The 17,463-nt window shown below is 48.8% G+C and carries 20 protein-coding genes; 18 read left to right on the top strand and 2 right to left on the bottom strand.

Annotation, left to right across the window (positions count from 1 at the left end):
- Positions 1 to 31 precede the first annotated feature (31 nt).
- The 13 genes from flhF to FIU82_RS10755 all read left to right on the top strand — a co-directional run bounded on the left by flhF (position 32) and on the right by FIU82_RS10755 (position 12,115).
- The gene (gene flhF, locus FIU82_RS10815; RefSeq protein ID WP_152441058.1) at positions 32 to 1,531 is read left to right on the top strand and encodes a flagellar biosynthesis protein FlhF; all 1,500 of its coding nucleotides are present in this window, start codon (positions 32 to 34) and stop codon (positions 1,529 to 1,531) included.
- Positions 1,524 to 2,384 carry a MinD/ParA family protein gene (locus FIU82_RS10810; protein WP_022946906.1) on the top strand — a complete coding sequence of 287 codons (861 nt, stop codon included), beginning with the start codon at positions 1,524 to 1,526 and terminating at the stop codon, positions 2,382 to 2,384. Before flhF ends, FIU82_RS10810 begins: the two co-directional genes overlap by 8 nt.
- 15 nt (positions 2,385 to 2,399) lie before the next feature.
- On the top strand, positions 2,400 to 3,122 hold the full coding sequence (locus tag FIU82_RS10805) for an RNA polymerase sigma factor FliA (RefSeq protein ID WP_022946905.1): 723 nt from the start codon (positions 2,400 to 2,402) through the stop codon (positions 3,120 to 3,122).
- Between the two features lie 38 nt (positions 3,123 to 3,160).
- Positions 3,161 to 3,544 (top strand): chemotaxis response regulator CheY, encoded by a 384-nt coding sequence (cheY, locus tag FIU82_RS10800; RefSeq protein WP_010560568.1) that lies wholly within the window; start codon positions 3,161 to 3,163, stop codon positions 3,542 to 3,544.
- 17 nt (positions 3,545 to 3,561) lie between these two features.
- Entirely contained in the window at positions 3,562 to 4,317 is a 756-nt protein-coding gene (locus FIU82_RS10795) for a protein phosphatase CheZ (RefSeq protein WP_022946904.1), read from the top strand.
- 16 nt (positions 4,318 to 4,333) lie between these two features.
- Complete coding sequence (locus tag FIU82_RS10790; RefSeq protein ID WP_152441057.1) at positions 4,334 to 6,631, top strand: chemotaxis protein CheA; 2,298 nt, start codon at positions 4,334 to 4,336, stop codon at positions 6,629 to 6,631.
- Positions 6,632 to 6,644: 13 nt separating this feature from the next.
- Complete coding sequence (locus tag FIU82_RS10785; protein ID WP_022946902.1) at positions 6,645 to 7,778, top strand: chemotaxis response regulator protein-glutamate methylesterase; 1,134 nt, start codon at positions 6,645 to 6,647, stop codon at positions 7,776 to 7,778.
- Positions 7,771 to 8,535 carry a flagellar motor protein gene (locus tag FIU82_RS10780; protein ID WP_045978608.1) on the top strand — a complete coding sequence of 255 codons (765 nt, stop codon included), beginning with the start codon at positions 7,771 to 7,773 and terminating at the stop codon, positions 8,533 to 8,535. The genes FIU82_RS10785 and FIU82_RS10780 overlap by 8 nt, the downstream gene beginning before the upstream one ends.
- Before the next feature lies 1 nt (position 8,536).
- A complete protein-coding gene (locus FIU82_RS10775; protein ID WP_152441056.1) occupies positions 8,537 to 9,517 on the top strand; it encodes an OmpA family protein in 981 nt (326 codons plus the stop codon).
- Positions 9,517 to 10,299 (top strand): ParA family protein, encoded by a 783-nt coding sequence (locus tag FIU82_RS10770; RefSeq protein WP_022946899.1) that lies wholly within the window; start codon positions 9,517 to 9,519, stop codon positions 10,297 to 10,299. Before FIU82_RS10775 ends, FIU82_RS10770 begins: the two co-directional genes overlap by 1 nt.
- Positions 10,296 to 11,138, top strand: coding sequence for a chemotaxis protein CheW (locus FIU82_RS10765; RefSeq protein WP_152441055.1), 843 nt, complete (start codon positions 10,296 to 10,298; stop codon positions 11,136 to 11,138). Before FIU82_RS10770 ends, FIU82_RS10765 begins: the two co-directional genes overlap by 4 nt.
- A 62-nt stretch (positions 11,139 to 11,200) precedes the next feature.
- Positions 11,201 to 11,695, top strand: a complete 495-nt coding sequence (locus FIU82_RS10760) for a chemotaxis protein CheW (protein WP_022944775.1) — start codon at positions 11,201 to 11,203, stop codon at positions 11,693 to 11,695.
- A gap of 3 nt (positions 11,696 to 11,698) precedes the next feature.
- Entirely contained in the window at positions 11,699 to 12,115 is a 417-nt protein-coding gene (locus FIU82_RS10755; protein WP_071209406.1) for a DUF2802 domain-containing protein, read from the top strand.
- On the opposite strand, the gene FIU82_RS10750 is transcribed toward FIU82_RS10755, so the two are convergent.
- Positions 12,112 to 12,417 carry an EscU/YscU/HrcU family type III secretion system export apparatus switch protein gene (locus FIU82_RS10750; RefSeq protein WP_022944773.1) on the bottom strand — a complete coding sequence of 102 codons (306 nt, stop codon included), beginning with the start codon at positions 12,415 to 12,417 and terminating at the stop codon, positions 12,112 to 12,114. The genes FIU82_RS10755 and FIU82_RS10750 overlap by 4 nt on opposite strands.
- A gap of 1 nt (position 12,418) precedes the next feature.
- Positions 12,419 to 14,623 (bottom strand): flagellar hook-length control protein FliK, encoded by a 2,205-nt coding sequence (locus FIU82_RS10745; RefSeq protein WP_152441054.1) that lies wholly within the window; start codon positions 14,621 to 14,623, stop codon positions 12,419 to 12,421.
- A gap of 102 nt (positions 14,624 to 14,725) precedes the next feature.
- Between FIU82_RS10745 and ccmA the strand changes: the two genes are divergently transcribed.
- Genes ccmA through ccmE form a run of 5 tightly spaced genes read left to right on the top strand, consistent with a single transcriptional unit; the run spans position 14,726 to position 17,461 of the window.
- Positions 14,726 to 15,346, top strand: coding sequence for a cytochrome c biogenesis heme-transporting ATPase CcmA (ccmA, locus tag FIU82_RS10740; protein WP_081604405.1), 621 nt, complete (start codon positions 14,726 to 14,728; stop codon positions 15,344 to 15,346).
- Positions 15,346 to 16,032: a heme exporter protein CcmB gene (ccmB, locus tag FIU82_RS10735; RefSeq protein ID WP_022944770.1), complete on the top strand. Its 687-nt coding sequence runs from the start codon at positions 15,346 to 15,348 to the stop codon at positions 16,030 to 16,032. The genes ccmA and ccmB overlap by 1 nt, the downstream gene beginning before the upstream one ends.
- Before the next feature lies 1 nt (position 16,033).
- Positions 16,034 to 16,783: a heme ABC transporter permease gene (locus FIU82_RS10730; protein ID WP_022944769.1), complete on the top strand. Its 750-nt coding sequence runs from the start codon at positions 16,034 to 16,036 to the stop codon at positions 16,781 to 16,783.
- Positions 16,773 to 16,985, top strand: a complete 213-nt coding sequence (ccmD, locus tag FIU82_RS10725) for a heme exporter protein CcmD (RefSeq protein ID WP_022944768.1) — start codon at positions 16,773 to 16,775, stop codon at positions 16,983 to 16,985. Before FIU82_RS10730 ends, ccmD begins: the two co-directional genes overlap by 11 nt.
- Positions 16,982 to 17,461, top strand: coding sequence for a cytochrome c maturation protein CcmE (gene ccmE, locus FIU82_RS10720; RefSeq protein ID WP_022944767.1), 480 nt, complete (start codon positions 16,982 to 16,984; stop codon positions 17,459 to 17,461). Before ccmD ends, ccmE begins: the two co-directional genes overlap by 4 nt.
- Positions 17,462 to 17,463 lie beyond the last annotated feature (2 nt).

Raw genomic sequence — 17,463 nt, 5'->3', positions numbered from 1 at the left:
ATCGGAAAGCCGGTTGTGAGAGGGTAATATTATGAAAATCAAACGCTTTTTTGCTAAAGATATGCGTACAGCACTGAAAGAAGTAAAAGATGAGCTGGGTGTTGACGCGGTGATCATGTCGAATAAAAAGCTTGCAGATGGCGTTGAAATCGTTGCTGCTATTGACCATGAACGCCCAGCAGCCGCACCGAAAAGCGCTCCCCAGCAGCAAATGCAGCCGCGTGCCACTGAGCAGCGTATGGTACGCCCACAAACACGTACGCAACGTCCCGAGCTGCAAAGTCACAATGGTGTGGCTGATTCATTGCAGGCGTTGTTAGAGCGTCAGAGTCCGAAACCAAAGAACGCTGCTCTCGCCGACATGTTTTCGCAATCAGGTATTGATATGAGCGCGCCTGAAGAGCCCGTTGCACAGCCTCAGCGTCGCGCTGCGCCGGCCAATAACTACGCTCCGCAGCCAACGCTAGCAGAGCCAACGCAAGCCCGCGCTGCAGCGCAGTCCATGGGTGATGATTTGGACGGTGACGGTTTTGATGAGCTACACCGCCAGCCCAAAGATTCTGTACAGCAAGAGGCCATGGACAGCGAAGAGATCAGTGCCATGCGCGATGAGATGAATGCCATTCGTCAGCTTCTTGAACATCAAGTATCCGGCCTATTACATCAGGACCGAGCGCGCCGCGATCCAACTCGTGCCTGCTTCATCGAGCGCTTGCAGGGCATGGGTATCGACACTGAAGTGGCTGAGCAGTTAGTGCGTTATGTACCAGACGACGTATCGCGCAAGCAAGCATGGAGTGCAGCTCTGGATATGGTGCAAAAGCAGCTACACACCACCAATAATGAGATTTTACGTCATGGCGGCGTATATGCGTTAGTCGGTCCTACTGGCGTAGGCAAAACCACAACGGTTGCAAAACTGGCCGCATTAGGGGCGCAAAAATATGGCGCTGACAAGGTTGCGCTGATCACCACGGATACATACCGTATCGGTGCTTACGAGCAGCTAGCAACTTATGGACGCATCATTGGTTGCCCTGTGAAGCAAGTAAAAGATGCCAATGAATTGGCCGATGTGCTTTATCAATTACGCAATAAACGTCTAGTATTAATTGACACTGCGGGAATGAGCCAGCGCGATTTACGTTTAAGTGAGCAATTAAACACGCTCATGCGTAGTACGCGAGTCGATATTCGTAGCTATTTAGTGCTCAGTGCCACAGCACAACATGAAGTGCTTCAAGAAACCGTAAGGCACTTCCAAAAAGTTGACTTAAGTGGTTGTATTTTCACCAAACTTGATGAAAGTCTAAGTTTAGGCGAGATTATTAGTGTAGCGATTCAAAATCGCTTACCAATAGGGTATCTTACTAACGGTCAACGCGTTCCAGAAGATATTCGCGTTGCTAACTCAGAAAAAATGGTTAGAAAAGCTGAACAATTGTTTATCAAACACCAAAAAACACAAAAATCAGCGGCACCAGCAGGGCGCCAAACAGTGGCGTCTCAGGCAGTAGGAATGTATGATTAACACAGTGCACGATCAAGCAAGTGGCCTTCGAAAAATGAATCAAAACAATAGCCAAGGCGTAAAAGTAATCGCCGTGACCGGTGGCAAAGGGGGCGTCGGTAAAACCAATGTCTCTTTGAATTTAGCTATTGCCATGGGTCAGCAAGGCAAACGTGTCTTAGTGTTAGATGCTGACCTAGGACTGGCAAACTGTGACGTTATGCTTGGTCTGCGTGTTGAAAAGAACCTTTCTCATGTTCTAAGTGGTGAGTGCGAACTGCGCGATATACTGGTAACTGGGCCTGCGGGCATTCGTATTGCTCCGGCAACATCGGGGTCACAGAGCATGGTTGAACTGAGTGCCGCAGAGCATGCAGGTTTAATCCGTGCGTTTAGCGAGCTCGATAACGACTTTGATGTCCTCATTGTCGACACCGCCGCCGGTATCTCCGATATGGTACTGAGCTTCTCGCGAGCTGCGCAAGATGTTGTGGTGGTGGTCTGCGATGAGCCAACCTCGATAACCGATGCCTACGCGTTGATCAAGGTGCTTAGTCGTGAACATGGCGTATACAAATTCAAAGTCGTTGCCAATATGGTGCGCAGCCAGCGTGAAGGGCAAGACTTATTTGCCAAACTCTCCAAAGTAACCGACCGATTTTTAGATGTGGCGCTCGAATTAGTGGCCACCGTGCCCTATGATGAAAACATGCGTAAATCAACGCGTCGCCAGAAAGCCGTCGTGGAGTTATTCCCTAACTCACCCGCTTCGGTATCGCTGAAAAGTCTCGCTGGCAAGGCACTAAAATGGCCAACCCCTAATCAACCATCGGGGCATTTGGAGTTCTTCATTGAAAAGCTGGTCAATAATTAACTGTTGTTCGGATTTATGAATAAAGTGGCTGGATATCAAGATCAATTACAATTAAACACTCTGGTCGAGCGCCATGCCGCGCTGGTCAAGCGTGTTGCATGTCATTTGCTGGCTCGACTGCCTGCGAGTGTGCAGCTCGATGATCTCATTCAGTCCGGCATGATTGGCCTCATCGAGGCATCAAAAACCTTTGACGCCAGTAAAGGCGCCAGCTTTGAGACGTTTGCTGGTATTCGTATTCGTGGTGCGATGCTTGATGAAGTACGACGGGGAGATTGGGCTCCACGATCGGTACATCGCAATAGCCGCGCTGTAGCTACCGCTGTACATGAATTGGAAACCTCCCTAGGTCGGGAACCAAAGGATGTTGAAGTAGCTGAAAAACTTGATATTTCGCTCGATGAATACCATCATATTTTAAACGATGTTAATTGCTCTAAAGTGCTCGGTATCGAAGACTTAGGTGTCGATGAAGATGTACTCACCCCGAGCAGTGAACAATCTCAAACGGGGCGGCCCTACACCAGCGTTCACAACGAACGCTTTAACCAAGCATTAGTAGCGGCAATTAATTCTCTCCCCGAGCGTGATGCATTGGTATTATCGTTGTACTATAACGATGAAATGAATTTAAAAGAAATTGGGCAAATACTGGACGTAAGTGAGTCCCGTGTGAGTCAGATACATGGTCAGGCAATGATTAAGCTCAAAGCGAAAGTCAATGACTGGGTCAATTAGTAGTAAGAATAAAGGTTCATACCTCACTGGAGGATACTTTGGATAAAAACATGAAAATTCTCGTGGTCGATGACTTTTCCACTATGAGAAGAATCATTAAAAACCTATTGCGTGATTTAGGCTTTACCAACGTGCAAGAAGCGGACGATGGTAGTACCGCGCTGCCCATGTTGCAAAACCAAGAGTTTGACTTTGTGGTTACCGATTGGAACATGCCAGGTATGCAGGGTATCGATTTGCTCCGTGCAATTCGCGCCGACGACAGCTTAAAGCACATTCCAGTACTGATGGTAACTGCAGAGGCGAAGAAGGAACAAATCATTGCCGCTGCCCAAGCTGGCGTGAACGGTTACATCGTTAAGCCCTTTACCGCAGCTACATTAAAAACCAAGCTGGATAAAGTATTTGAGCGCTTAGGTTAACCGAGAAGGAGAGGTTTATGTCAGCTCCCGCTGCACCTCACATTACCCTAGAGCAAGCCAAACAGCTTGTATCGTTTCTTGAGCAAGGTGAGCAGGAGAAAGCCGATCAGCTGATCCTCGATGCTGCCTCCAAGGAACAATCCGAACTGTTTGCTGAGGTTGGCAAGTTGACGCGGCAACTTCACGAGTCGTTGAAGAATTTCCAACTCGATACGCGCTTGAACGACCTCACGCAAGAAGCCATTCCCGATGCTAAGCAGCGTCTTAATTACGTGATGGAAATGACCGAGCAGGCGGCAAATAAAACCATGGATGCCGTGGAAGCTAGTTTGCCCATCGCTGAGCAGCTATCCACTGAACTACATCAAATTAAACCCATTTGGGATAAATTGATGCGTCGCGATCTCGAATTAGGTGAGTTCAAGCAGTTGTGTCATCAGCTTGATAGTTTTATGAACCGCTCTCAAGGCAGTACAGTGGAGCTGCACGACCTTCTTAACAATGTGCTGATGGCGCAAGACTACCAAGATTTAACAGGGCAGGTAATTCGCCGCGTAATCGAGCTGGTGCGCGAGGTAGAAGACAGCCTTATTAATTTATTAACTGTGTTTGCGGGCAACGAAGGTGAAGAACCGGTGGTTGAACAACAAAAAGCAAAACCAGCTGTGAACGCTGAAGGTCCAGAAGGGCCAATTATAGACACAGAATCACGTGATGACGTGGTCTCAGGCCAAGATGAAGTAGACGACTTGTTGTCTAGTTTAGGCTTCTAAAGAGGAGAGCGGCTGCATGAGCTTTGAAGTAGATGAAGATATTTTACAGGACTTTTTAGTCGAAGCAGGTGAGATATTGGAGCAGCTCTCTGAGCAGTTAGTAGAGCTTGAAAATAACCCTGATGATAAAGACTTGCTCAACGCTATCTTCCGGGGCTTCCACACTGTTAAAGGGGGAGCTGGGTTCCTTGGCATGAATGAGCTGGTGGATGCCTGTCATGGTGCTGAGAATGTATTTGATATTCTTCGCCAAGGTAAGCGCCAGGTTACTTCTGAACTGATGGACGTTATCCTGCAAGCGCTCGATACAATTAACGACATGTTTGCGCTTATTCAAGCACGAGAGCAGCCGCAACCTGCAGACCCTGAGTTACTTGCTGTATTGCATAAACTGAGCGAACCTGAATCCGAAGATGAGGCACCTATTGCAGTGCCTGAACCTGCCGCAACTCCGAGTGAACCTGTTGTTGAACCCGAACCTGTGCCTGAAAATGTCGCATCAGGGGCCGATGATTTTGGCGATGATATTTTGTTCGATGCGCCAAGTGATGGCAGTGACGAAGGCGAAGCGATTGACGAAATCACCGAAGATGAATTCGAAAGCTTGCTCGATGAATTGCACGGCCAAGGCAAAGGCCCGTCTGTGGGTGAAGGGTCAGCGGATGCTGGGACATCCGGTAATGATGAAGATATTACCGATGATGAGTTCGACTCGCTACTAGACGAATTACATGGAGCAGGCAGCTTTGGTGCCATTAGCGATAATGGCTCCACGCCGAGCGTCGAAGAGCAGGGAGCTGCGCAGCAGAGTGCACCGACTACATCGGGCCAATCAGAGTCGGCCAGTGGTGATGATGAAGACATTACCGAAGATGAATTTGATGCGCTGCTTGATGAGCTGCACGGCAAAGGCAATGCGCCTAAAGCAAGCTCTGCAGAAGCTTCGCCAGCGCCGGTTGAAAAGCCTGCGGCGCCAGTAAGCCAAAGTAAAGCTAAAGACACACCGCCGGCAACGCCAGCGCCTAGTAAAGCGCCAGCGGCCGCAAAACCAGCGCCGAGTGCAGCGAAGGGGAGCACCCCGCCTAGCAGTGGTGATACCAAAAAACCGGCACCTAAAGCCGCGCCACCGCCACAAGCAGAAACGACAGTGCGCGTCGATACCAAACGACTAGACCAGATCATGAATATGGTGGGTGAGCTGGTATTGGTACGTAATCGTCTTATTACCTTAGCGAATAATAACAACAGTGAAGCTATGGGTAAGGCTATCTCAAATCTTGACGTGGTCACCGCCGACCTACAAGGTGCGGTGATGGCAACTCGGATGCAGCCAATTAAGAAAGTATTTGGCCGCTTCCCACGTGTAGTACGTGACCTTGCCCGCAGCTTACAAAAAGATATTTCCTTGGTCCTTGAAGGGGAAGAGACTGATTTAGATAAAAACCTTGTCGAAGCCCTAGCTGACCCACTCGTGCACTTAGTACGTAACTCAGTGGACCACGGTATTGAGATGCCTGATGTTCGAGAAGCAGCAGGTAAACCTCGCACCGGTACGGTGCGCTTATCGGCTTCTCAAGAAGGCGACCACATTCTCCTGAGCATCCACGATGATGGCGCTGGGATGGATGCCGAAAAACTGAAAAAAATTGCTATTAGCAAAGGGGTTATTGATCACGACCAAGCCGCTCGTTTGAGTGACACGGAAGCCTATAACCTTATCTTTGCACCTGGATTCTCCACCAAAGAGGAAATTTCTGATATTTCTGGGCGTGGTGTGGGTATGGACGTGGTGAAAACCAAGATCAGCCAGCTTAACGGCACCATTAATATCGACTCACAGCTCGGTGTTGGTACCCGTCTAGATATCAAAGTACCGCTGACGCTTGCTATTTTGCCAACGCTGATGGTGATTGTTGGTGAACAAACCTTTGCTCTGCCATTGGCGGCTGTTAGTGAGATTTTCCACCTTGATTTGACCAAAACTAACATTGTTGATGGCCAGCTCACCATTATTGTGCGTGAAAAAGCTGTACCACTATTTTATTTAGAGCATTGGTTAGTCAAAGGTGCGGACCGCACCCAACGTAAAGCCGAAGGCCATGTCGTCATCGTTCAAATTGGTACTAAAAAGGTCGGCTTTGTGGTGGATTCGCTGATTGGTCAAGAGGAAGTAGTCATAAAGCCTCTGGATGCGTTGCTGCAAGGCACACCAGGTATGGCCGGGGCGACAATTACCTCAGACGGTGGCATAGCCTTAATTCTAGACGTGCCAAGCATGCTAAAACATTACGCTGGGCGCTCCAGCGTTAACTAAAATCGAGTATTAAATGGCTGTCAAAGTTCTAATAGTTGACGACTCAAGCTTTTTTCGTCGCCGGGTTACTGAAATTCTTGAAGGTGATGCCAATATCGAAGTCATTGACGCAGCTGTCAATGGCGCCGATGCGGTGGAAAAAGCAGTTAAGTTACGCCCAGATGTGATCACCATGGATGTGGAAATGCCAGTGTTAGATGGTATTTCTGCGGTGAAACAAATCATGGCGAAATCGCCAACACCTATTCTTATGTTTTCCTCACTGACGCGTGAAGGAGCCAGCGCCACACTGGATGCACTTGATGCCGGGGCATTGGATTTCTTACCGAAAAAGTTTGAAGACATCGCGCGCAACAACCAAGATGCGATTGAGATACTTCGACAAAAGGTGCGCGAGCTAGGACGTCGTCGTCTTTCGCGTTTTAATCGCCCAACGACCTCGACAACGGCATCGTCACCAGCGCGCCCCAGTGTCACCACACGCAGTTCAGCGCAACCTGATAGAAGCTTTAACCAAGGAGCTTCGACTCGGCCTCAAAGCGCTAGCCAATTCAAGCCCAGCGGCAAAAAGTACAAGTTAGTGGCTATTGGTACCTCTACCGGGGGGCCTGTGGCACTGCAAACGATTCTGACCAAGCTGCCAGCCAATTTTCCTCATCCTATTTTGCTTATTCAGCATATGCCGGCCGCATTTACTCCTGCGTTTGCGCAGCGCTTGAATAACCTTTGCAAAATCAAGGTAAAAGAAGCGCAACAGGGAGACCGTTTGCAACCTGGAACGGCGTATCTTGCACCAGGTGGTCAGCAAATGATGTTTGATGGCCGCGCTCAACAGCAAACTCTGAAGGTATTTCAAGACGACAACCCAAGGATTACTTATAAACCCAGTGTTGATGTTACTTTTGCCAGTAGCGCAAAAGCATTTGGCGGTGATGTATTAGCCATTGTGCTGACCGGGATGGGCGCTGATGGTCGTGAAGGTGCGCGGATGCTCAAACAATCAGGCTCACGGGTTTGGGCGCAGGACGAGCAGTCTTGTGTTGTGTATGGTATGCCGCAAGCGATAGCCAGCGCCGGTTTGCATGACCACCAAGTGGCTCTTGACGATGTTGCCGCGCATTTACTCAAGGAAGTCGGCTGTGGATAAACTTTCCATAATTGGCCTTGCTGTTGCCATTATCGCCATTACCTTAGGCTATAGCCTCGAGGGCGGTATGGTTTCAGGGCTGATTGATGGACCGGCACTGATCATTGTCCTTGGCGGCACTTTAGGTGCCGTAATGTTGCAATCGCAACTAGCGACCTTCAAAAAGGCCTTGGGCGTCTTTAAGTGGGTATTTGTTCCCCCGTTTTATGATACCCAAGCTGGGATTGAGCAAATTAAATCGTGGGCCAGTACCGCACGTCAAAAAGGATACCTGGCTCTTGAGGAACAAGCACTCGTAAGTGAAGACCCTTATGCCGCTAAAGGCTTAAGCTTGCTGATTGATGGCTCTCATGAGCAGCGCTTGCGTGACACCCTAGAAATCGAGCTTATGTTAGAGCGCGAGCGGTTGCTAGATGCAGCTCGTGTTTACGAGGCCATGGGAGGATATGCGCCGACCATTGGTATTTTAGGGGCTGTGCTCGGGCTCATTCAGGCGATGGCATACATTAGTGAGCCCGATAAATTGGGTGCTGGGGTCGCCACCGCATTTTTGGCCACGATTTATGGCGTGGGCTTTGCCAACTTGTTATTCCTGCCCGTTGCCAACAAGCTAAAGCAAGTGATTGAAGAAAAAATGCTCTATCATGAGCTCATCGCTGAGGGCATCATGGCAATGCAGCAGGGAGAGACGCCCGCAAATATAGAGTTGAAACTCGAGGCTTACTGCGCTGAGCGCCATGTTAGTGCAGGGTACTAATATGATGCGCATTCGTCACCGCCGAGGTCATGTAAAGGAGTCGCAACACACCCACCGTTGGCTCGTTTCTTACGCTGACTATATGACCATTATGTTCGCCTTGTTCGTGGTCATGTACGCGATTGCTATCAATAAAAAAGACGAAGAGTTTGCTATTTTCTCGCAGACTTTGGAGCAATTTTTTGACCGTGCTACCCAAGTGACTCAACCCATATTAACTGAGCAGCAGCAATCCACAGGGGACGGTGTGTTGCAACAACCACTGCCCGTCAATGACAATGTGTTAGAAGGTGAGAGTATTGTCAAAGAGCCTATTCGTGGCTCAAAGTTGATTCCAGAGCAAGCAGACGTGAGTCTTATCGAGCAAAAAGAGCTCGGAGAGCCTTTAGAAACTTTGTTAGATAAGTTAACTGGCACTTTGCTTAATGAAATTCGCCAAGGTGATGCACAGCTCCAACTGAATGAGAACTGGCTTACTATTGAGATGAGTTCGGGGCTGCTTTTTCCGAGCGCCAGCGCCACAGTGACGAATCACGCCGAACAAGTGGTGGCTCGTATTGCTGAGATTATTTCGCCAATGCGCAATTACTTGCGTGTGCGTGGCTATACCGATGACCGCAGTATCAATAACGAAATGTTTCGCTCCAATTGGCAGTTATCAGCGGCACGTGCAGCGGCCGTAGTCAAAGAGTTGCAAACCCTGGGCATAAACCCTGCGCGAATGGCGTTGGAAGGGTATGGGCAGTACACCCCTTTTGCTGACAATGATACTGCCCAAGGGCGGGCGCAAAATCGTAAAGTGGTCATCGCAATTTCAAAGTTTGCCTTGCCACGGCAAGAGGCCCCCCAACAAGACAGTGCCGTTGAATCAGTTGAGCCCGCAGTGGAGCAAGAGCTGCCAAGCACTGACAATACAATAAAAATAATACAACTACCCCATGGCGGTATTCGTATTACGACGCGCAATGAGGAACAGCAATAATGAAGGTATGGACGGTCGCGAACCAAAAAGGCGGGGTGGGAAAAACCACCACAACGGTGTCTTTAGGCGGTCTATTGGCTGAACAAGGAAAGCGTGTCTTATTAATTGATACCGACCCTCACGCGTCGCTTACCTACTATTTTGGTATTGATTCAGAGGCCATCGAAGTGAGTGCTTACGATGTTTTCACTCGCGGTAAAAATATGGCGAGTGAGGAAATACTGCAATCGCTGTGTCCATCCGGTGTCGAAAATATTGATATTCTGCCGGCTACCATGGCCATCGCCACGCTTGATAGAAGCATGGGTAATAAAAACGGCATGGGGTTAATACTTAAAAAGGTATTAGCGAAAATCAGCGAGCATTATGACTATGCCATTCTCGATTGCCCGCCAGTACTTGGGGTGTTAATGGTGAACGCGTTGGCAGCAAGCGAGCGCGTGCTCATACCTGTGCAAACTGAGTTTCTTGCGCTCAAAGGACTAGATCGCATGATGCGCACGATGGAGCTGATGCAGCAAAGTGCACAAACCTATAGCTATCAATACACGGTGGTCGCGACTATGTATGATAAGCGCACCAATGCCTCTTTGGATGCATACAAAAAACTGCGCGCTACGTATCATGACAGTGTTTGGCCGGGTGTGATCCCCATTGATACCAAGTTTCGCGATGCCAGCCTTGCGCAGCAGGTGCCTAGTAAGCACTGTGCTAAGGCGCGAGGCGTACAAGCCTACCGTGCGCTCTTAGACTATTTGCAAAACAAGCAGGTGGATGCATGAGTGGTCCTAATGAAAAGGTGATGAAGGAGTACCTCAGCGCGCTACTTAAAGAAGAAGCAGAGCCTAGGCGGGTAGCTAAGCCGGTCATCACTGAATCCCCTCAGGCAAATAAACTTGAGCCACTTGAAAAGTTACTTGCGCAGGCAGAGCAGCAAGCACAGGCTCGCGAGCAACAGCAACAGCAACAGCAACAGCAACAGCAACAGCAACAGCAACAGCAACAGCAACAGCAACAGCAACAGCAACAGCAACAGCAACAGCAACAGCAACAGCAACAGCAACAGCAATCCAGCACGCACGTTGAGGATATTGCTCGGGCAATTAATAAGGCAAAACCTGCATCCTCAGGCACTAAGCTGCGCGCGCCACAGGCGGCGCGAGAAGAATATATGCAGGGCGAATTTCAGGCGCTGTTTTTTGACGTGGCTGGTTTGCTACTAGCAGTGCCTCTGAAATCTCTCGGTGGTATTCACCAGATTGGTGAAGTAAACCAATTATTCGGGAAACCACCTTGGTTTAAAGGGGTGATGTTAAACCGCGATGAAAAAGTCAGCCTTGTGGACACCGCCCGCTGGGTAATGCCAGAAAAATATGACAAAAACTTGGAACAGGCATTAAACTATAAGTATGTGATAATGCTTGGAGAATCTCAGTGGGGATTAGCCGCTGAGAATTTGATCAACAACGTAACCTTGAAAAGTGAAGACGTAAAGTGGCGACAAAGCCATGGTAAGCGTCCGTGGCTTGCTGGGGTTATAAAAGAAAAAATGTGTGCTTTAATTGATGTGGATAACCTGCAACTGCTTTTAGAGCAAGGGTTAGACAGTCAGGCTGAGTAATCAGGCACAAACTAATTGGTAACCAAGGCCGATTCATGACAGACGGCGTTATGGAGCTAAGTATGAGCGAAGAAAGAATAGTATCAGCGAAAGATGTAGACAGCAGTGATGAGGTACTGCAATGGGTCACCTTCCGGTTAGAGGAAGAAACCTATGGTATCAATGTGATGCAGGTACAAGAAGTACTTCGTTATACCGAGATTGCGCCCGTGCCCGGTGCACCCAGTTATGTCCTGGGTATTATTAACTTGCGAGGCAACGTGGTTACCGTGATTGATACCCGTTCACGCTTTGGGTTAGTTGACGCTGAAGTCACTGACAACTCTCGTATTGTGATTATCGAAGCGGAAAAGCAGGTTATTGGTATTTTGGTCGACTCGGTCGCTGAGGTGGTGTACCTGCGCAGCTCTGAAATCGACAGTGCGCCCAACATTGGCACAGAAGAGAGTGCTAAGTTTATCCAAGGGGTCTCAAACCGTGACGGTGAGTTACTGATTTTGGTGGATCTAAACAAACTACTCAGTGACGAAGAGTGGGACGAGTTAAGTAATATCTAAGTAATGAAAGACCCGAATCTGCTGTATATGATAGCCGCTAGCATAGTGTTATTGCTGGCGGTTTTAGTAATAGTGTTGTGGTTACGTACGTCGCAATTAGCGCGGCAAATGCGGGCACTGCGACAAAATATGGACACTGAAAAACAGTCGTCATCACAAACGCAAATTTTGCGTGCGGAGGTCAGTGAGTTGCGCACAGCATTGGCAAATATGAGCAACCGTATTGGCCAAATTCAACAGCGCACCGAAGAAGTGGCGCAACAACAAGACACTATTCGTGAAGCAGACCCGCAAGCACGAATTTACTCTCGAGCAGTAAAAATGATTGAGCTAGGTGCGCCCATGGAAGAAGTGATGAGCGAATGTGAGCTACCTCGGGCAGAAGCTGAGTTACTGTTTTCACTGCATCAGAAAAATTAAGCTTTCACATTGAGCTTATTGCTAAAGTTCTGCCACCCAGGTGGAAACTTACCACGTAATACATAGGAAAAGGCAATAAGCTCAGCAATCACATAATAAAGCTCTTTGGGGATTTCTTGGCCCTGATCGAGCTTTTCTAAGGTCTTCGCTAAATCAGCATCTTGGTGAATTAAAATGCCTTGTTCTTGTGCTGCTTCGATAATGTGCTCGGCTAACTCGCCAAACCCTTTGCTCGATACGGTTGGCGCACTGCCATGCTCGTAGAGTAATCCAATGGCACTGCGTTGGGTTGATGCTGTCATACTACACCTTTAAATTAACGATACTATGACGGCGATAAAACTGCCGCCACTGTTGTACTTGTTGTTCACTCACCTGCTCAACCTTAATGGGCGCAACGCCGAGGCCGTGACTTTGCAGCTTGCGTCTTAGTGTTTCACTGTGTTCGTTGGCAAGGTGGTGCAAAGCCTGTGAGCTGGCGCGAAGTTCACAATTGAGGGTTTGCTTACACAAGTGCGCCTGCACACTGAGCTCGCCCAATTTAGGGTAGTCAAATTGCATACGCACAAACCACACGTCTTCGCCCTTGCCTTGTTGGCTCTTTTCTTTGTAGCGACCAATACTTAGCTGCGTTTGTCCTGCCTCGGGTGGCAAACGCATAGGTAAAAACAGCTGTACCAAAGGGTTAGAATCTTGCTGCGTTGTTAATTGTGGAGCGCTGGACTGGGGCGTCATACTTTGTTTAATGGCTGCCAAATCGCCGCCTAATGCTTGCGCCCCCGCACTTTGCAGCTGTTGCAATATTTGCTCAGCAGTAGAAGCTGGCGCTTGCGGTGTTTGTGCTAAAAGTAGGTTTATCAGTGGCATCAAGGCGCTTTGGCTGTGAGTCGCCATCGTGCTTGGCAGCTGTTGCAGGCTCTGAGCGCCCAACAGTGATAGCAAAAGAGTATCGATTTGAGCTGTGACGCTTGCACGGTATTGGCTAACAGGCTGTGACCAAGGCTGCAATTGGGCTTGCAACTGATTGACTGTGTTGGCTGCCGGGGTATGCGGTCCAACCATTTTACTGAAAGCTTGATTGACGAGTTGCTGTAGCTCTTTAGGCGCGTTTTGCACCAGAGTGTCTAGATTGGCAAGGTGATGGGTCAAGCTATGCTGTGCTGTATAAGGCTTTATTAATGGTGCCATTAACGCCTTGCTGAGAGGCAAGGAGAGTACTTGTTGTGCCCCTGATACCGTTTCTGTAGCAGCCCCAGACACCAAGGTTGCTTTTACCGTATGCTGCATCTGTGCGGTTAATGCTAATAGCGGCGACTGACTGCGAAGGGTATTAAGCAAGGCGCTCACCTCAACGCTCGGGCTTAATGGTTGCCCCATGGCGTTGTGTTTTGCCGCGCCATTAAAGGCGCTGAGAGACACCGGTTCAAGCTTTTTCGGCGTATCAAATAGCACCGTACTAAGCAGTGGCTTTGCAGTACTTTGTAATAACTGCTGAGCACTTGCGAGTGAATTGATACTTGGCGCACTTCGCCCTTGCTGCCAAGACTGTAATTGTTGCTTAGCATGCTGCCATAACGAGGTGCTTGCTTTGTTGTCTGTTACCGGCATATCACCGAGTTGCTGTGTTGCCGAGGAGGCAGTGGCGGTGCTTTGAGTGCCCACAATCACTTGTGGGCGGGCAACGTGTAAGTCAATACGCGGCAATTGCAGTTTGAGTTGTAACGCAGGTGATGTTAGCGCCCCCCCCAGGCTTGTTGTGAGGCCCTGAGTTGGCAGTTGAGCCGATACGGTTCGGTTTATCGGCAAGGTCAATATGGCTTTATTCGCTTGGCCACCGACCAGGTTGAGCTGAGCATGCTTACCATCGGGACGTGGTAGCAACTGCAAGTTCATCGGTGTCTTTAGCAGCATGGCAACGAGCTTTTGTTGGCTCATCGGCAGTGGTAATTGGCTCCCTCCACTAAGCGGTAAGTGGGCCTGTATCTTTCCTTTCACTAACTGAACGACCAAGGATGTCGGCGATGGCTGAGCGTTAATTATCTCGGCACTGGATTTATTTAGATGCAAACTGGCATTAAGCGCCGGTATTGATAACGCTGCTTTGTCAGTTAATTGCACTGTTAGTGCCAAACGCGTTGGGCTCACAACTTGGCCCTGACCATTGGTTAAAGCTGCGCCAAGCAAACGCATTATATCCTGAGCGGAGCTAAGCGGCAGCGAGGTTTTGCTGGGCGTTAATTGCAGTTGTCCTTGAGCATTAAGTTGCACGGTGCCTTGCTCAATAGTCAATGGTAGCGGCCCCTTTGGCGGTGATTGCAAGGGAACTTCGAGGGTCCGCCATTGACCTTGCAGCTGAACTTGCATTGTTGCTTTGTCAGCGCTGATATGAACATTTTTAACCGCCAAGGGCTGCTCAGTGGGCAGCGTGAGTGTCCTAGCCTGCTGCGTATCGCCAGCGATGCTCAGCGTTTGTGTGTGATGAATTAAAGGGGCAGATGGGCCCGACATATTACCCCCGAAACAAGATCAAAGTTTTGCCCGCAATTTTTCGCATTAGCATAGCATTATGGTAGACTATCGCCCAATTTTAAGCACTGAGAATGTCTGTTCGTGTTACACGTTGACGCAGTCACTTGCATTAAGCAAGAGCGATGCCTGTTTGAAGACCTTAGCTTTTCAATAAACGCTGGGGAGATCATGCAGTTAGAGGGGCCTAATGGGGCTGGGAAAACCTCTTTATTGCGCATTTTGGCGGGCTTTTCAGAGCCTATGCAAGGGCAAGTGCGCTTTATGCAAAAGTGTATTCGCCGTGACTACGAAAACTATGCGCAACAAGTGTTGTTTATTGGCCATAAAACGGGTGTAAACACACAGTTAAATGCATTAGAAAATTGTCAGTTCTGGCTTGATACTCACGGACTGAAAACCGACCTCAATATTTATGACGTGTTGAGCAATCTTGGCTTAGTAGGACTAGAAGATGTTCCGGTGCGGCAATTATCAGCTGGCCAACAGCGCCGTGTCGCCTTGGCTCGGTTGTGGCTCAATGATGCCAAACTGTGGTTTTTAGATGAGCCATTCACTGCCGTAGATAAAAAAGGCGTGGCATTATTGCAACAGCGTTTCGCTCAGCATTTAGCCCAACAAGGGGCGATTTTACTCACCAGTCACCAAGACTTGACCGCGCACTTTTCTCACCTCAGTAAGTTGCAGTTGGAGTATCGCATTTAATGATTCAGCAGCACTCCTACTGGCGAGTTTGGGCCAGCGTATATAAAAAAGATGTGCGTCTTGCCTTTCGCCAGCGCAGCGATATTGTTAATCCGCTGCTGTTTTTCTTAATCGTGATTACACTGTTCCCACTTGGCGTGGGTCCTGAGCCAAACTTATTGGCACGCATGGCGCCGGGTATTATTTGGGTCGCTGCTTTACTAGCGACGATGTTGGGTCTGGATAAAATGTTCCGAGATGATTACCTAGATGGTACTTTGGAGCAGTTATTATTGTCGCCATTTCCTTTGTCGCTCAGTGTGTCGGCAAAAATTGCAGCGCATTGGACCATTACAGGCTTGCCAATGGTGTTATTAACGCCACTGTTCGCATTACTAATGAATTTAGAAATGCAGGCCCTCAACGCAACGTTGTTAACGTTGCTTATCGGTACTCCATTATTAAGCTTGATCGGGGCGATCGGCGCGGGGTTAACCGTGGGTTTGCAAAAAGGGGGAGTGTTACTCAGTTTGTTGGTCTTACCGCTGTACATTCCCGTATTGATTTTTGCGACTTCCGCCATTGATACAGCCAGCATGTCGTTGGCTTATGGCGGTCAGCTCGCAATCTTAGGTGCATTTCTTACCGTCGCCATTGTGCTTGCGCCTATTGCCGTTTCATCAGCATTGAAAGTGAGTATTAACTAGTATGTGGAAGTGGTTACATCCCTATGCCAAGGCCGAGCGGGCCTACACGCTGTGTAACACACTGTTGCCGTTTTTTGCAGTGGTTACCGTGATATGCATGATCTTAGGTTGGGTTTGGGGGTTGGCTTATGCGCCGGCCGATTACCAACAAAAAGACAGCTATCGCATTATCTTCATTCATGTACCGTCGGCTATTTGGTCGATGGGGGCTTATTCGTCGATGGCCATTGCCGCCATCGTCGCGTTAGTATGGCAAATTCGCAATGCCCAACTGGCGGTGATTGCTATAGCCCCGGTGGGGGCGGCAATGACGGTGATCGCATTATTGACCGGCGCCGCGTGGGGTAAACCTATGTGGGGTACTTGGTGGGTATGGGATGCACGCTTAACCTCAGAGCTCATCCTGTTGTTTTTATACCTAGGGGTCTTGTCTTTGTACCATGCCTTTGAAGACAAACGTGCTGGAGGCAAGGCAGCGTCTATTTTGGCCCTTGTCGGAGTGGTCAACTTACCCATTATTCACTTCTCAGTGGAGTGGTGGAATACCCTGCATCAGGGCTCAACCATTACCAAATTTGATACCTCTGCCATCGACCCAAGTATGTTTTGGCCGTTAATGGTTAATATTGTCGCTTTTGCTGGTTTTTTAGGCTGGGCAACGTTGATCCGTTTGAAAACGGAGCTGTTAAAAAGTGAACAACATCGACCGTGGGTGAGAGCACTCGCCACAGGAGCAAAACATGGAGTTTAATAGTTTTTCTGAATTTCTCGCCATGGGTGGGTATGGCTTTTATGTATGGCTTTCCTTCGGCAGCTGTGCATTTATTTTGATTGCGCTTTTAGTGACCTCGCTATTAGAGAAACGTAACGTGCTCAAGCAGGTTGCCGCTCAAAGCGCACGAGAGCAACGTATTGAGAGGGCGAAACGCTCGCAGCAGGAGTCGTCACTATGAACCCAAGACGCAAAAAACGCTTAATCACCATTATTGCCTTATTGCTCGGTTTATCATCGGCGGTGGGGCTTACTCTGTATGCGTTGCAAGAGAACATTAACCTTTTCTATACCCCCAGTGAGCTGATTGAAGGCAAGGGTAAAGATTTGGAAAAACCCAGTATTGGCCAAAAACTACGGATTGGCGGCATGGTGGTGCCAGGCTCAGTTAAGCGCGACGAAAACTCGCTATTTGTAGAGTTTAAACTGATTGACAGTGGCCCTATGGTCACCATCCGTTACAAAGGCATCTTGCCGGACTTATTCCGTGAAGGCCAAGGCATCGTAGCCCAGGGCACCTTAGTGCAGACCGATGTGGTTGAGGCATTTGAGGTACTCGCCAAGCACGATGAAGAGTACATGCCAGAGGAAGTGGCAGAAGCGGTGAAGGGTATCAAACACGAGAAACCTAAATACAATAGCAATTACGGCAACTAAAT

The organism is Pseudoalteromonas sp. THAF3 (assembly GCF_009363775.1).
In the GTDB taxonomy this organism is placed as follows: Bacteria; Pseudomonadota; Gammaproteobacteria; order Enterobacterales; family Alteromonadaceae; genus Pseudoalteromonas; species Pseudoalteromonas ruthenica.
Note: the sequence above shows the minus strand (reverse complement) of the source record. Positions and strands in the feature narration are given on the sequence as shown.